15 protein-coding genes and 1 riboswitch are annotated in these 15,146 nt (G+C 48.4%); of the genes, 7 read left to right on the top strand and 8 right to left on the bottom strand.

Translation table 11 applies throughout. The annotated features are described in order from the left end of the window. Nucleotides 1–84: 84 nt before the first annotated feature. The 4 genes from rarD to EQP46_RS02365 all read right to left on the bottom strand — a co-directional run bounded on the left by rarD (nt 85) and on the right by EQP46_RS02365 (nt 3,998). Nucleotides 85–984 (bottom strand): EamA family transporter RarD, encoded by a 900-nt coding sequence (gene rarD, locus EQP46_RS02380; protein WP_129492115.1) that lies wholly within the window; start codon nt 982–984, stop codon nt 85–87. Between the two features lie 301 nt (nt 985–1,285). Beyond that, nucleotides 1,286–2,578 carry an alpha/beta fold hydrolase gene (locus EQP46_RS02375; RefSeq protein WP_129492114.1) on the bottom strand — a complete coding sequence of 431 codons (1,293 nt, stop codon included), beginning with the start codon at nt 2,576–2,578 and terminating at the stop codon, nt 1,286–1,288. A 71-nt stretch (nt 2,579–2,649) separates the two neighbouring features. Then, a complete protein-coding gene (locus EQP46_RS02370; RefSeq protein ID WP_129492113.1) occupies nt 2,650–3,348 on the bottom strand; it encodes a PilZ domain-containing protein in 699 nt (232 codons plus the stop codon). Nucleotides 3,349–3,560: 212 nt separating this feature from the next. Beyond that, complete coding sequence (locus EQP46_RS02365; protein ID WP_129492112.1) at nt 3,561–3,998, bottom strand: thiol-disulfide oxidoreductase DCC family protein; 438 nt, start codon at nt 3,996–3,998, stop codon at nt 3,561–3,563. Between the two features lie 106 nt (nt 3,999–4,104). Here EQP46_RS02365 and EQP46_RS02360 point away from each other — a divergent pair, with 106 nt between their 5' ends. Both EQP46_RS02360 and EQP46_RS02355 read left to right on the top strand, forming a co-directional pair. Continuing rightward, nucleotides 4,105–4,737, top strand: a complete 633-nt coding sequence (locus tag EQP46_RS02360) for a LysE family translocator (protein ID WP_129492111.1) — start codon at nt 4,105–4,107, stop codon at nt 4,735–4,737. Between the two features lie 80 nt (nt 4,738–4,817). Continuing rightward, entirely contained in the window at nt 4,818–5,192 is a 375-nt protein-coding gene (locus EQP46_RS02355) for a DUF7079 family protein (protein ID WP_129492110.1), read from the top strand. Between the two features lie 100 nt (nt 5,193–5,292). Here EQP46_RS02355 and EQP46_RS02350 read toward each other — a convergent pair whose 3' ends face one another. Beyond that, nucleotides 5,293–5,832, bottom strand: a complete 540-nt coding sequence (locus tag EQP46_RS02350) for a peroxiredoxin-like family protein (RefSeq protein WP_129492109.1) — start codon at nt 5,830–5,832, stop codon at nt 5,293–5,295. A gap of 473 nt (nt 5,833–6,305) precedes the next feature. Here EQP46_RS02350 and EQP46_RS02345 point away from each other — a divergent pair, with 473 nt between their 5' ends. The 5 genes from EQP46_RS02345 to gbpA all read left to right on the top strand — a co-directional run bounded on the left by EQP46_RS02345 (nt 6,306) and on the right by gbpA (nt 11,939). Continuing rightward, nucleotides 6,306–6,665, top strand: a complete 360-nt coding sequence (locus EQP46_RS02345) for a winged helix-turn-helix transcriptional regulator (protein ID WP_102316886.1) — start codon at nt 6,306–6,308, stop codon at nt 6,663–6,665. Nucleotides 6,666–6,749: 84 nt separating this feature from the next. Then, on the top strand, nt 6,750–7,403 hold the full coding sequence (locus EQP46_RS02340; RefSeq protein WP_129492108.1) for an NAD(P)H-dependent oxidoreductase: 654 nt from the start codon (nt 6,750–6,752) through the stop codon (nt 7,401–7,403). Then, nucleotides 7,400–9,376, top strand: coding sequence for a monovalent cation:proton antiporter-2 (CPA2) family protein (locus EQP46_RS02335; RefSeq protein ID WP_129492107.1), 1,977 nt, complete (start codon nt 7,400–7,402; stop codon nt 9,374–9,376). The genes EQP46_RS02340 and EQP46_RS02335 overlap by 4 nt, the downstream gene beginning before the upstream one ends. Then, nucleotides 9,376–9,855 carry a GNAT family N-acetyltransferase gene (locus tag EQP46_RS02330; RefSeq protein WP_129492106.1) on the top strand — a complete coding sequence of 160 codons (480 nt, stop codon included), beginning with the start codon at nt 9,376–9,378 and terminating at the stop codon, nt 9,853–9,855. Before EQP46_RS02335 ends, EQP46_RS02330 begins: the two co-directional genes overlap by 1 nt. Before the next feature lie 265 nt (nt 9,856–10,120). Continuing rightward, a riboswitch (cyclic di-GMP riboswitch) is annotated at nt 10,121–10,223 on the top strand. Between the two features lie 144 nt (nt 10,224–10,367). Then, nucleotides 10,368–11,939, top strand: a complete 1,572-nt coding sequence (gene gbpA / locus EQP46_RS02325; protein ID WP_129492105.1) for an N-acetylglucosamine-binding protein GbpA — start codon at nt 10,368–10,370, stop codon at nt 11,937–11,939. A gap of 169 nt (nt 11,940–12,108) precedes the next feature. Here gbpA and EQP46_RS02320 read toward each other — a convergent pair whose 3' ends face one another. From EQP46_RS02320 to EQP46_RS02310, 3 genes are all read right to left on the bottom strand, one after another. Further along, nucleotides 12,109–12,387: a hypothetical protein gene (locus tag EQP46_RS02320; protein ID WP_017011428.1), complete on the bottom strand. Its 279-nt coding sequence runs from the start codon at nt 12,385–12,387 to the stop codon at nt 12,109–12,111. A 9-nt stretch (nt 12,388–12,396) separates the two neighbouring features. Next, nucleotides 12,397–13,539 (bottom strand): Na/Pi symporter, encoded by a 1,143-nt coding sequence (locus EQP46_RS02315; protein ID WP_129492104.1) that lies wholly within the window; start codon nt 13,537–13,539, stop codon nt 12,397–12,399. 376 nt (nt 13,540–13,915) lie between these two features. Then, entirely contained in the window at nt 13,916–14,710 is a 795-nt protein-coding gene (locus EQP46_RS02310; RefSeq protein ID WP_129492103.1) for a L,D-transpeptidase family protein, read from the bottom strand. Nucleotides 14,711–15,146 lie beyond the last annotated feature (436 nt).

Below are 15,146 nucleotides of genomic sequence, written 5' to 3'. Positions count from 1 at the left end.
ACGCGTATTCGGGATACTAACGCTGATTAAGCGCCGAGGCGAAGGCTCTACCGCCTCAGCGCTTATTGATATTAGGTGTTTGTTTTAATGCTGGGGGAGATCCGGCTTTGGCCCGACTTTCACTACGCTTTCGATGATTGTAATCGCAAGACCAAACCAAATCAGGCCAAAACTCACGGTCTTCACGCTATCGAACGCTTCGCCAAACAGAGCCACCGCCAACACAAATTGCAGACTGGGTTCAATGTATTGCATGAGGCCAACCATCGACATTTTCGCGTGCTTAACGGCTTCAGAGAAGAAGAAAAGCGGCAACAGCGTGATAGGCGCTGCCCCCAGGTACAAAAGTAGCGTCGAGAAATCCCCAGATACCGCAACACTGGTGCCAGCGCCGATTTTGTACGCCATGTAGATAGCGGCAATCGGGAACAGCACAATGCACTCAACGAACAACGACGTGATCGCGTCATAGTTTACGTAGCGTTTGCACCATCCGTACATTGCGAAAAATATCGCCATCAGCATGGCAGCAACCGGCACTTCACCGTATTGGAAAATCTGGTAGCTCAGGCCAAGTGCACCGAAGATCACCGCGGCTTTTTGGCCCAGCGTCAGCGTCTCTTTAAACGCAAGCACACCGAGCGCAATCACCAAGAGTGGATTAATGAAAAAACCCAAACTTGCATCTAGCACGCGATCGTTCGTCATTGCCCATGTGAATGCACTCCAAGAGATACACATCATCACCGAGGCGAGCGCAGAAAAGCCAAATGAACGTTTGTCTGCGGTGAGTGTTTTCCAATTTGGCGCCTTGCCTTTTCGGCACTGCAACATGAGCAACAAGAAAGGCACTGATGCTGCGATTCGCAGGGCAAGCAGCTCATCCATGGCGGCGTTAGGCATAAATTGGTAATAAAGCGGCATGGCTCCCCATAGGAGAAACGCAACGGCTGCCATCACGTTACCAAAACGTGTCGGATTCATTGAAGTACCAGAATGGAAAATAGTCAGAAGATGCGGGATTTTATAACCAGAACGGCATTTGTAAAGCGATAAGGATTGAATAACAACATTGTCATACGCATTATTTTTTCAAGTGATTGAAAATATATCTTAATGTGAAAATGCTTAATATATTTATTGTATTAATACATGGGTTTAATAGCATTTAATTAACATTTCAAGTGGGGTAAAATTGACAGTTTTTTCTGGGGTAAGTGGCGCGATTTTATCTATTAGTTGTGAAAAATTGGCCACGCTTTATCTCGACGTGGCCAAGTGGTGATTATGGCAAGTTATTGATACTGTCAGCCATGCGAATTAAGCGATCCAAAATTCTCTCGCCATCTGCTCGAAGACCGTTGTGCTCATATTCATTGGTTATCCATGCGCGGCTATTTGGAATGCCTTTCAGTGTTTCGCGCGAGTAATCCATTTCTACATACATATCATCAGCATACACTGCACAAACGACAGGCACGGTGTTCTTCGCTAACGCATCAACATCGTATAGCGCTGGCCAATCGGTTTTTGATGCCAATCGTTCTGCCGCTCCTTTGAGTGATTTCAGGTTCTCCATCTGATCAAACATCCACGGATACACCATCTCTCCGGTAAACAAAAACGGTTTGCCTTGTTCATAGTTGAACTCAGGGAAAGCGTGGTGACGAACGCGATGCGCTGACCAATTTGATGCGACGCCTTGGTTGTAAATCGGCTCATGCAAGAAGGCATAGATAGGATTGGTTTGATAGCTTTGCTCGGCAAGCATGGCGTGCAAGAAGGTATCGCTTAGTATCTTGCCCTGCGCGGTCTCAACGAATGCCTCTTCAAGCAAATAGTACATGGGCACGTTGGCGCCGCTGCGACCCAGATTAATCCCGATCTGCTGGAATTGCTCCACGGTAAAGCGTTGCCCATTGGCAAGCGTGACATGATTATCCATCAGGTAATCCGCGACTTCCGCGCAGCGCACTTGTGCTGATGGGAATTGCGCAAACAAGGTGTGGTTTTTGTCGAGCACGCGCTGATACGTTGCACGATACACATCATCGGCAGGGCGCGACAACGACGGTACACCGCCCGTGATATAAGCGCGGGTGAGGCTTTGTGGGTAGAAAGACAGATACGTCAGTGAACAAAAGCCGCCGAAGCTTTGCCCAAGGGTTGACCACTGTTTTACGCCTAGCGCTTCGCGGATCGTTTCTGCATCACGAACAATGTTATCTGCACGAAAATGCGAGATGTAGTTCGCTTGTTCTTCATCCGTCAGGTGTGCAAGGGTCTGGTGGGTAAGCGGTGAACTTAGGCCCGTGCCGCGTTGGTCTAACAAAAGAACGCGATACTGTTGCAATGCACGCTTTAGCCAGCCACTTCGCGCATCAGGGCGTGGCGAAGGAAAACCAGGGCCACCTTGAAAGTAAACTAACCAAGGGAGTGCATCCCCATCTCGGTCGAGGTCGACCACTTCACGCGCGAACACAGAAAGCGTGTCACCATTCGGTTGCGTGTAATCAAGGGGAACATCGAAAGTATGTTGGCGAAAGAGCAAATCACCGTCGATAAATGTTTTTTGCATGAGGGTCTTACTGCCATTTGTGAATATGACACCACGTTAGCAGATCATGACGTGAAATTACCCAAAAAACATCATGCGACGGTGTTTTCAAGTTGCTCGTAGATATCGGCCAGTTCTGCTTGCGCGAGTAGATGTGCGATGGCTTCGCGAATGCGGTGAGGCGGCTTTTCACTGAAACAGACACCTAATTGAAGGCCATCACCGATGCCGTGTACGTTGGCGATCTCACCTGAAAATGCGATAGGCGAATCGAACAGCTTGTTAAAAACTACGCGAATGGCTTGGCCTTTTTCGACGAACACATTACTGGAAACGCGAATGCCACAACCCGTGAGTGAAATGTCAGATAGCTTTGCAATGGTCATGCGTTCTTCCAATTCGATCTGAACGATGCGAGAAATGGAAAAACGGGGATTCTGCCGCATCCTGTGTATGCCTATCGATTGCGGGATAGCAATGGCGAGCATTTTTTCAGGGCGATGCATGACGCTAAGGATATGGCTTTGGAAAGCAAAAATATCGCCAAATTTAGATGCCGACAAGCCGCGGATCACAACATGAAACATCGATGGATCTTCGAGTAATTTACCCAGCTCGCGGTCGGCAGGCATTTCAATGAGCACATATTTCTTGTCGCGGTAGCCAATCACACGTGATGCGCCACCAAACGCTTTTGATTGGTCTTTGTAACGAAGTTCAAGCGTCAAGGGGGTGCCGACAGGCAACATGGGCAGAAATTGTGCAGGGGTCAGGATATCGGTCGTCTTCATGTCTATTGCAAACGGTAATTGTTGGTATACACCGGCTTGTTTCGTTCGGTGAACGCGCTAATGCGCTATCAGTGAATTGCAAAACAATGCGGCGGGGTTCGCTAAACAAGAATGGTGCGGCTAATCATCATTTAAGTCAATAAGTTAAGCCATGACAGGGTGTTAACTGAATACCTATTGAGCGAATAGCATTCAATGCAATGGCGAGAGAATCATTTTGACGAGGAGCGGGGAAGATCACACGCGCCTTTAGAGCAAGGTTCACAGCGATATTTCCCTGTAAATAGGTAAGAAATACGGTATCGATTTCGCGCAAAGAACAAATAGGCGCGATCAGCAAACCAGCGAATAACAGGCCAACGTAACACTGCAATCCAGCGTTTTTTGCCCACCAATGACCAGGCTTTATATGTCACGTCTAAGCCTAATAGAAGCTGCCCGTCGGTGTCATTGAGTTGGTCGGTATCAGACAGAATGCCATGAAGGACATTGCTTGCAGCTGCAGGGTCTATCGACGGATAACGCGATTGAAAATCCGGCGCGAGAATGTCTTCAAACCGCAGGTTATTTTGCGTGTTCAACGCACGAAGCTGATCCATTTCTGCCACGCAAAGTGGGCAACTGCCGTCATAGAAAACTGTGAGCGTCATTCCACAAGCTCCTGTAAAGTGCAATAAATAATGATACGGCGTTGAATTCGATTCGGATTGACAGAATATCACTCGTTGAACAAGAAATAACCACGGGAGTGACGACATGGAATTTTATCAGGCATTTTTAACCTTAACGCTGGTGCATTTGTTGGGGGCAGCTTCACCGGGGCCAGACTTCGTGATGGTGTCTCAGCAGTCTTTGGTGCACGGTCGTCGTGCGGGATTGCTCGTGAGTTTAGGTATTGCGCTTGGCCTATCCGTTCACATTATTTATTCCTCTGTGGGATTGGCGACGGTGATCAGTGAATCGTCCGCGATTTTATCTGTGATGAAATACTTGGCAGCCGCTTACCTGATTTACCTTGGCTGGAAAGGCATTCGTAGCAAAGCCTCGGTTGGTGATGATGAGCAGCAAGTTGATGTAAAACCGCGTTCTGCGGGCAAACTTATCTCGATGGGGTTTGTGTGTAATGCACTCAACCCGAAAGCGCCGCTGTACTTTCTTTCCGTTTTCACCTTGGTGTTGTCGCCAAACATGCCAATCATTGAACTCGCATTGCTGGGTGCGTGGATGATGTTCATTCAAATGATGTGGTTTGGCTCTGTCGCCTTGGTGCTTTCCAAGCCATCAGTGCAAGCGAAGTTCAAGAAAGTCGGCCACTGGGTTGATAGGGTGTTGGGTTCAGTGATGTTGGTGTTTGGCTTGAAGCTGCTTTTCACCAGCACAACAAAGTAAAGGAAGACGAGACAAGGTGTGCGTAGTGGGAAAGTATCACGCATATCGTGCTCAACAATGGCTGAACTGAAAGAGCTCAAATGACCACACAAGCGACCGAAGACGATTTGATGTATGCCTTGTCAGATCTGTTTATTGATAATGAAGTGGATTACGCACATATCGCGGCGGTGGCGCGCGATTTCCCCCTTGCCGAGGTGGAAATTGCTCTCTTTCGTTTTGTTGCTCCCGTTTGTTATCAAAACCTCTCTTCGCCCGTGCCACCTGTTTGGGCGATGTTTGATAGGGAAGAATTGTTGTCAGACATTGCGAGCCTAAAAAGGCGACAAGTAAACGCGGGTTGGTGGCGGAGGACTAAAGCTCGATGGTTGGAGGCCTATTTGCGACGGCGTTTTGCTGATGAGTGGGAAACGCTCAAGTCGGTCATTGATGCCGATGCTGCATTTCAACAATAAAAAAGGGGCGCATAACAGCGTCCCTTTTTATGTTGAAGCACTTTAGATCGAAGCACTTGATATCCAAAAACCTTGCGTCATAAACGCCGCTTAATGCGTGTTAATAAGGCGCAGTACCACGGATAGGGTAGTTGTTGTCTGGATTTCGTATCCACGTCAAACCGTTTACTAAGGTCTGTAAGTCTGGTCGAGAGAACGGGTTATTGGCGATATCGACCACTTGCACTGTGCCTTGTTCATTGATGACAAAGAGGCCAGGTTCCGCGAAGTGATGGTCTGTTTCCTGCTCTGAACGCGGCAGCGACACATACAAGCCTAACTCACGCATTTGTACTTCGCTTAGGCCATAGACAAAAGGAAACGATACCTCCATGCGAGACAGGTGTTCTTCAAGCTGTGCTTGGCTGTCGCCAGAAACAGCAAGAATGTCCACCCCAATCTCGGCAAGGGCAGACTTGAAGGTTTCAAGCTGATTAAGGTATTTGGTGCACAAAGGACAATGGCGACCTCGGTAGACCACCACCATTTGCCATGTTGCGCCTTCACGCGGTTTACCTAAGGTGTGCGCATTGCCATCCAGATCTGACAGAGTGATGGTCGGGAATGTGCCACCCGCTTGAAGTTTGTTGGTATAGATCATTATCAGGCTCCTCGTGTAATCGTTATCGCTGTTTTTGATGTTCTGCGAGCTTGGGTTTCACCTCTTTTCCCCACCTACTTTGTTGTTGAACTGCTAGGCTGTCAATCAGTGTACTTTTTGTAACCTAGTTACTTTTTTCGGAAGCCGACAACACAGGTTTCTCCAGAGTTATGTCTGCGATGGAATATGTCGTTATCTCGCCCAGTATCAAAGAGAACCCTAAATTAGCTCTTTTTTTAGTAGTCCCAATTTTGCGACGACATACTTTTCAAAAAACCGATATAACGCTCTGACTTTATTACTGCTATCTGCTTTTAGTGAGTCAATGCGCTCACACTTGCTGGTACTTGATGTGGTTGAAAATTAAACAGCCACTTTGTTAACATTGGTTACCTATGTTAACCAGGTTACTTAAGGTGACTCCATGTTGGTCACGTCACTTGATGTAACAAGAGCGGGTAGGCATGAGAACAATGGAAAACGCAAAGAAAGCGGAGAATAAGGCTAGCACTAACGGCAAACCTGCTGCTTGTTTAGAGCCATGCCCCATTGAGCGAGGCATGCGGATCATCGGTGGGAAATGGAAGGCGTCGATCTTGTGGCATCTAAAAGATGAACCCGTGAGATTTAACGACCTTTGTCGGCAATTGGGCGGCGCGAGTAAAAAAATGGTCGACCAACGGCTCAAGGAAATGGAGCAGTATGGCTTGGTCAATCGCAACGTACTGAGTACGCGCCCAATCGCAGTAAGTTATGAAATTACGGATTTTGGCCGCTCTGCACTGTGTGTGTTGGAAAAGCTGAGAGACTGGACTGAAGAGTATGGGGTCTAGCTAACCCCTTATCACAGCGTTGTTTTTCACGCGCAATTTTTGCGGGATAGAAAAACATCTATCGTGATGTCAAAAGGACAAACCATGGAAAACGATAAAAACAATGACGTTAGCACCACACCGAAGAAGGTGCTGGTGTTATTTGCGCATCCTTCGTTGCGCCGTTCGGAAGTGAACGCGCCTCTCTATGCTGCTGCCAAGCAAATTGAGGGCGTCACTGCTGTCGACCTTTACGCTGATTACCCGACTTTACATATCGATATTGACCGCGAGCAGAAGCGTTTGCTGGCCAACGATATCGTGATCTTTCAATTCCCACTTTACTGGTATTCAACGCCTTCCATTTTGAAAGAGTGGCAGGATTTGGTGCTGGAATACGGGTTCGCGTATGGCTCAAAAGGCACGGCACTTCACGGTAAAACCTTTATGTGTGCGATTTCTGCCGGTGGTAAAGAAGAGTTCTACAAAGCCGACGGTTACAACCACTTTAAAATCCGCGAACTGTTGCATCCGCTAGAGCAGATGTCGAACCTTGTTGGCATGCGCTACATGGCACCGTACTCCTTGTTTGGCGCGCGTACCGCGGTGGAAGATGGAAAAGTGGCGAGCCATACCGAAGGGTATCGTCAACTGTTATCAGCCTTGGTAAATGACACATTAGATCTTGATGTGGTTGCGACACGCGAAAAAGTGACGGCGGCTAACCTCAGCACCATGATGAAAGGAGCAACATCATGACGGGTATTTTTCTGCAAGCGTTCATCTATCTGGTCGCTGCTGTTATTGCTGTGCCAATCGCAAAGCGTTTGGGTTTAGGCTCGGTGCTGGGTTATCTCATCGCAGGTGTGGTGATTGGCCCTGTAGTTGGCCTTGTGGGCGACGAAACCACCACCATTCAACATTTCGCTGAATTCGGTGTGGTGATGATGCTGTTTTTGGTCGGCTTGGAACTTGAACCAAAAATGCTGTGGGCGATGCGTAATCGCTTAATGGGATTGGGCGGCTTACAGGTCGGATTAACGACAGTGGCGGTCATGGCCATAGCGCTTGTATTTGGTTTGCAATGGAGCATCGCGCTGGCGATTGGTTTGATCTTCGCACTGTCTTCAACGGCCATCGTGCTTCAAACCTTTAATGAAAAAGGGCTGACCAAAACAGAAGGCGGACGCAACGCGTTCTCGGTTCTTTTGTTCCAAGATATTGCAGTGATCCCGATGTTGGCGTTTATACCGCTACTCGCGCTGCCTGAGTTGGTGGCTGCGGCACAAACAGCAGCAGCGAGTGCCGCTGAGCATCATGAAGAAATGAGCTTGGTCGCGGGTCTGCCGGGCTGGGCCATGGGCCTAGTGATCACAGCCACCATTGCGGGCGTTGTGGTTGGCGGACACTTCTTGAGCCGTCCATTGTTCCGTTTTGTGGCGAGCTCTGGCCTGCGTGAAATTTTCACAGCAACCGCATTGATGCTGGTCATAGGTATTGCAGCCTTGATGAGCCTTGTGGGTTTGTCGCCAGCGCTGGGTACGTTTCTTGCGGGCGTGATCTTGGCGAACAGCGAATTCCGTCACGAGTTGGAATCCAACATCGAGCCGTTTAAAGGGCTGTTGTTAGGCCTCTTCTTCATCACGGTCGGTGCAGGCATCAACTTTGGCATTCTGTTTGAAGACTTCTTCTTGATCATCGGCCTCACTATTGGGTTGATGGTGCTGAAAGCCCTCATTTTGTTGCTACTCAGCTTTATTTTCAAAATCAAAGGCAGCAGCCGTTGGTTGTTCGCATTGAGCCTTGCGCAAGCGGGTGAGTTTGGTTTTGTTCTACTGAGTTTTACAACTCAAAACCACGTGTTGCCGATGGATATCGCGCAGTTGCTGTCACTCGTGGTCGCAATCTCTATGTTCCTCACGCCTGGGCTGTTCATCTTGTATGACAAGGTCATCTTGCCACGCTACGAGAAAGCCTCGAACGATCGCGAAGCGGATGAAATTGATGAGCAAGGCACCGCTATTATTGCGGGTGTTGGTCGCTTTGGTCAGGTGGTAAACCGCTTGCTGACGGCAAACGGCGTAAAAACGGTGGTCCTTGATTACGAAGCCACTCAAGTGGAAAACCTTCGTCAAATTAACATCAAGAGTTACTTTGGTGATGCAACACGTCCTGATTTGCTGCATACCGCGGGCATTGAAGAGGCATCATTGCTGGTGGTGTCTATGGACAATCAAGAAACCACGACCGAATTGGTGAGATATGTAAAACACACCTATCCACATGTGAAGATCATCGCGCGCGCCTTTGACCGTGGGCATTCTTACATGCTGCGTGAAGCCGGTGCGGATTACGTTGAGAAGGAGACATTCCACTCTGCAATTGAAGTAGGCGCGACGTCTCTGCGTTGTTTGGGTGTACACCCGTTTTTGGTTGAGCAGCAAAAAGCCAAGTATCTTCGTTTGGAAAATAGCAGTTCTGAAATGCTGTATCAGTCTTGGATGGGCGGTGAAGAAACCCAATCGTATGATAATCACTACCAACATTTGTTTATTCAGTTGGAGGAGACCATTCGCGATGCCATGGATGAAGACCGTATGGATCGCCATGCATTGACTGAACGTGAGTGGACGCCGCCGCCGAAAGATTACCTTGACAGCTTTGTTGAGCATCCATTGGATGAAGTGGTTGACGATAAGGACGATCTCTCCGGTAGTGAGAAGCCAGCATAATGGAGCTTGTGCCCTTCGGTAACAACGATGCGGCACAGCTTTGTGCGTGGATCCCTGATGCGACGGCAAATTTTCAGTGGGGAGGGCCAGCGTTTGCTTTCCCACTGACGCCCGAGCAGATCACTACGCATATTGCGCGTGAAGAAGTCACCCCATACTTGGTTAAACACAATCAAGAAGCGGTCGGCTATATCGAGCTGTTTCGTGTGTCTGACAATGAGTACCGTTTGTGTCGCGTACTCATTGCGTCACCGACACAACGAGGAAAGGGGTTAGGGCACCAATTGGTCGCTTTGGCGTTGGAAAAAGTAAGGGTGATTCCGAACGTGTATAAAGCGTCATTGGCGGTATTTGCGCACAATGCGGCGGCGATTTCCTGCTATTCCTCTTTGGGGTTTGTCGTATTGCCTGACCACACCAAAACGCGTTTCTTTAACGGAGAAGCGTGGACATTGCTCCGTATGGAACGTTGGCTGTAATGGCCGCGGGTATAAATGTCATGCGTCAATGAACTCGGCAATACACTGAAACAATAGAAAGCCAGACATGCTGTCCAGTATGTCTGGCTTTTTCTTTTATAATCAATACGGTATGAAATGCCGCCATGCTGCTTAAAAGGGCATCAATGCGCATTTTCCCCACTCGCAATTTATGTGATATAAATCACATAAATGGATCTATTCGCCGTTTAAATGCAGTAAATGTTTGTCTCGACGCATTTTCTGAATACTCTTGCGGCCGTTCCACATTCATCGGCAAACTGCTTGAAAAAGCAGGACGCAAAGCTTCCGGTCTAAGGGCAATTACCCAACAAGAGGTAACAGCTTATGACAGCGGGGCCGCCATTTTCTGGGTTCATGAAGAACCTGCTCGTTAAGACGCGTTTTCGTAGAAAGCGACGTTCAACAAAAAACGAGTCCTAGAGAAAATGTTCCGTTGCGCCGTTTGTCCGTGCTGTGGGTGAATCTAAAAACACGCAGGAAGTTCAAACATGCTCAAACTACGATCGACTCTTCTTCCCCTTTCGGCTGCATTGTTTAGTGCGGGCGCAATGTCTCATGGCTATATCAGCGCGTATGACGGCGGCGTTGCTGCGGGTCGTGCTGCGTTGTGTAAAGCACCAACGGCTGACACTGGCGAACAAAACGCGAACTGCGGACAAGTACAATGGGAGCCTCAGAGCGTTGAAGGCCCAGAAGGTTTCCCTGAGTTAGGCCCTGAAGATGGTAAACTCGCAAGTGCTGGCTTGATACAATTCTCTCCGCTGGACGAGCAAACAGCATCGCGCTGGGTGAAACGTCCTATTACTGCGGGCATGAATAACTTCGAGTGGACCTTTACGGCAAACCACGTTACCCGTAGCTGGAAATATTACATCACCAAGCCAAACTGGAACGTCAATCAACCGCTTTCACGCAACCAACTCGATTTAACCCCATTCTGTGTGGTTGAAGGCAACATGCAAAAGCCACCTAAGCAGGTCCTTCACGCGTGTGATGTGCCTGTACGTGAGGGTTACCACGTTATTTTGGCCGTCTGGGATGTGGGCGATACGGCAGCCGCGTTCTATAACGCGATCGACGTGCAGTTCGATGGCGACCAACCTGTATTACCTGAGTGGTCAGTGGCGGGACAAATTTTCCCGGGCATGAATTTGGCGAAAGGTGACAAAGTGTTCACCCGGGTGTTTGACAACGAAGGCGAGCGCCCTGAATTGACCACACGCCTTGAAATCGATTCTGAAAAAGCAGGCATTGCGAACAATTGGTCGCACGATCTTGCCGCCAAAATTAACGATTCAAACAATGACGCGATCAAAGCGGGTCAGCCTGATGGCAAAGGTAAATTTGTCCCTGTTTACGGTGCAAACCCGATTTACCTGAACGCTGGCAGTGGGCTAGCGCGCGTTGAAGTGGGCTATGAGATTGCCTCACCAGAGCCTGACTACAACATCACGATTGATGGTCTGAAAAAAGAATACATGATAGGCAGTAAGCCCGTCATGCTAGATCTTGCAGTGACGGCATCCGGTGATCTAACGGTTGAAATGACCGTGTATAACCATGCACAAGAAGCGCTGGCGAACGAGCGCTTGGCACTGAAAGACGGCACAACCGCTTACGTTGATATGGTGCTAGAGAACGCGACAGCAGGCCACCACATGCTGGTTTCTCGTGTGAAAGATAAAGACGGTAACCTGGTTGATCAGCAGCTGTTGGATTTCCACTTGATTGAGCAAAGTGACCAGTGTGGCACAGACCCTGAAGCGGTTAACTTCCCTGCGTGGGACACAGCCAGTATTTACACGGGTGGTGACAAAGTGAGTTACAACGGTTTGGTATGGCAGGCGAATTACTGGGTGACGGGCGCAAAACCTGACAACAGTGATGCATGGTCGCTAGTGAGCAAAATGCCCGTGCCATGGACGCAAGGCAAAGCCTATAACGGCGGCGAGCAAGTGATTTTCGATGGCGAGCTTTACCAAGCCAAATGGTGGGTGAACACCAGTCCAGCATCTTCCCCAGAAGCGTGGGAACACAAAGGTGTGTTTGTCTGCGAATAATCGCAATGTGGTGTGACGCACGCGTTTGGTGGTGATATACGAAGCATTCTAATGCGTTAAAGCCTGATAAACGCGAGAAAACACACAGGAATAGAAATGAAAAAGCCCGATGCGGGGATGTGTGCACCGGGCTTTTTGTTTTGCTCTTTCTTATGTCGGTTGGGCCGACTTAGTCATGCATTTTGTTATGCATTTTTTCTACCAAGGCTTTCAGTTCGCTGGCTGCAAGCTTGGCAAAGGTTTGAAGATTAGACGCATTGTGTTCTGTGTCTTCGTAAACCGCTTCGAGGTTATCAATCATCAAGTGTTGTTCACGCTCGATTTCTGCTTTTACTTCTGCTTTCTTCTCTTTGTTCTTCTTTGCCGCTGCTTCTAGCTCAGAAAGCAACTTGCGTGCACGACTGATTTCTTCCATTAACTCGTCGTACGATAATTTTGAATCTGGCATCTTGGCCTCCTAGCTAAGCAAGATTAGGAATAATGGGACAACGAAGAACACAAACACGATGTAGGCCAAAGGATATAGCTTGCTTCTTGCTGCGAGATCGCCCATGTAGGCGGCGCCTTTAAGTGGTAACTCCCGTAAAAACGGAATACCAAATATGACTGCTACGGCCATTACATTATAGACAAGGTGTACCAGTGATATTTGAAGTGCAGCATCTGCCAACTCACCACTCACGGCGGTTGCCGCCAGCAATGCGGTTACACAGGTACCGATGTTCGCACCCAGGGTGAACGGATAAATCTCACGTACCTTGAACACGCCTGACCCAACCAGTGGAATCGCCAAGCTGGTCGTGGTCGAGCTAGATTGCACAAGAATCGTCATCAAGGTGCCGGAGAAAATGCCTGAAACTGGGCCTTTACCGATCGCATTGTGAAGCAGCTGCTTAGCACGTCCAACCATTGCCACTTTCAGCAACTTGCCGATGATGGTGATGGAAATGAAGATACACGTGATGCCCAGCAGAATCATGATGATGCCGCCAGTCGGTTCACCCAGTGACTCTAACGCGCCTTTCACGGAGTTGATCACAGGTTTGGTGATGGCTTTCATGAAGTTGAAACCGCTCAAACTCATGCCATCAGAACCGGACAGCGGTGCCACCATCCATGCACTCACTTTCTGCAAGAAGCCTGTCGCGATTTCCAGTGGCAAGAAGATAACCACTGCCATTAAGTTGAAGAAATCGTGAATCGTGGCGGCTGAGAAAGCGCGCTTGAATTCTTCTTTGTCACGAACGTGGCCCAAGCTCACCAGGGTGTTGGTGATGGTGGTACCGATGTTAGCACCCATGACCATAGGGATTGCAGTTGCGAGAGGTAAACCGCCCGCAACCATGCCCACGATGATGGAGGTTACAGTACTAGAACTTTGAATGAGGGCAGTACATACCGTACCGATAATGAGGGCAGTAAAAGGGTTTGAAGCAAATTCAAAAAGTTCTTTCGCTTGTCCGCCTGTGGCCCATTTAAATCCTGAACCAATCATGCCGACGGCTAAAAGTAACAAATAAACCAGACCTACGATCTTAATCCAGACCATAAAGTCAGCGCGTTTACCCGTTTGTTTATTTTCGGCTTCTAACTGTGCCATATCCTTTCCTTGTGATGGAAACCAACATATTTATCGTTGTGGTTTTCTGTACGCACGACGAAGGTAGGATCGAAATATGACAGTTATCTTACAGCCAGATGACAGACACTGCCGATGGGATTCAATATCGAAAATGAGACAATATTTCGTCTATTACACTTTTGTTACCCGAAAATTTGAGATTAAGCGTCAACAAATATAAGCATCTCGTCTGGGAAAGTGTGCAGTCGATGTTTAGTGAAATTGGTTGGATACAGGGTGATTTTGGCGGATGACGCGGGCATATGTCATCGAGTGGATCGCGCTGTAAATGAAAAGGTAAATTGCGGGGGGAAAGTTGGTGTACGCTGCACCGGCGGACGGTGCAGCGTCAGCATTACCATTCGATCTCTATGGGTGTGCCTATGTTGACCAATGCTAAGAACTCATCCATCTCTTTATTTGAAATGGCAACGCAACCGTCTGTCCAGTCCTTACCTCGGTTCAGGCTAGGGTGAGGACCATTACCGTTCTTTTGTCCGTGGATCATGATTTGACCGCCTGGCGGAAAGCCTAATAGCTCAGCACGTGCGAGATCCTCTTTACTCGGGTAGTTGATGCGAATTGAACGGTAAAAACGTGAGCGCTCGTTAATCAAATCTAATGTATAGCGGCCTTCAGGTGTGCGCTTGTCACCTTCTCTTAGTTTATGGCCTTTGGGGTTCGCGCCCAACGCAATGCCATAGGTAGCCACTACCTCGTCTCCTTTGAGGAGAAACATCTTTCGCATCGATTTATCTATTTTGACCAAATCGACTTTCGGTGTGTCTACTGGCTCTGGTGGTTTAATGAGCACGGTTTTTTTGTCGTTTGGTTTGGGGGTATCTGTCTTCGGGCGTTGGCTTTTGCCTAAAATCTCATCGATAGAAGAGCGGGAGTAGCGCGCTGCCGATGATGATGAAGCGATAATGCTGCGAACGGCATCAATGGACGATTTATCGCTGACGCGAGAGACAGTCTTGGGAGCTGTGTCTGTCTGTGCGTCGTTGGGCTGAGTGATGGTTATGTTCGTGGAGGTTGACGCCGTCAGGATCTCCGTATCGCTCGAAAGAGTGTTCGCAGAGGCTGTGCCCGTTTGCGGCAGTGCCCACAACATGGTGGCGGCTATCGCAATCCCATATAACGTTTTCATGAATGTCCTGCTTTGTTTCTGGTGTCCATACCGTTGTATTTCTTATACCGCCTAACGCGTTTCCTCGACTTACCTGCTGGTCATTTCTGTTCTGCTGCGCGTTCAGCGCCACCCTTTGAGCAGGCGCTGATATAGATAAGTATTGGCGATGCATACTAGTAGAACGGGATTTTTCAGGAATTTTTGTTTCATAACTGAAAATTCAATGGATTAGCCATATTGGATTCTCAATTTTCCACGAATTTGACGCCAACACAGAATTTATAAGGCTTACAGCGTCTCCGCCAACTTGGAAACAACGACTTAACAAATGAAACTTAAATGACATTACGACAAAAATGCTTGTTCTTGGTCGCAAAAATCTCTAATTGGAGGTGATTTAGGGGCTTACGTATACTCGGGTCATCTTTGAATTTTTAGTCACTGATAACACGTA

It is taken from the genome of Enterovibrio baiacu (assembly GCF_004120195.1).
GTDB lineage: Bacteria > Pseudomonadota > Gammaproteobacteria > Enterobacterales > Vibrionaceae > Enterovibrio > Enterovibrio baiacui.
The sequence above is the reverse complement of the archived record's forward strand: the minus strand, read 5'-3'. Positions and strand labels throughout refer to the sequence as shown.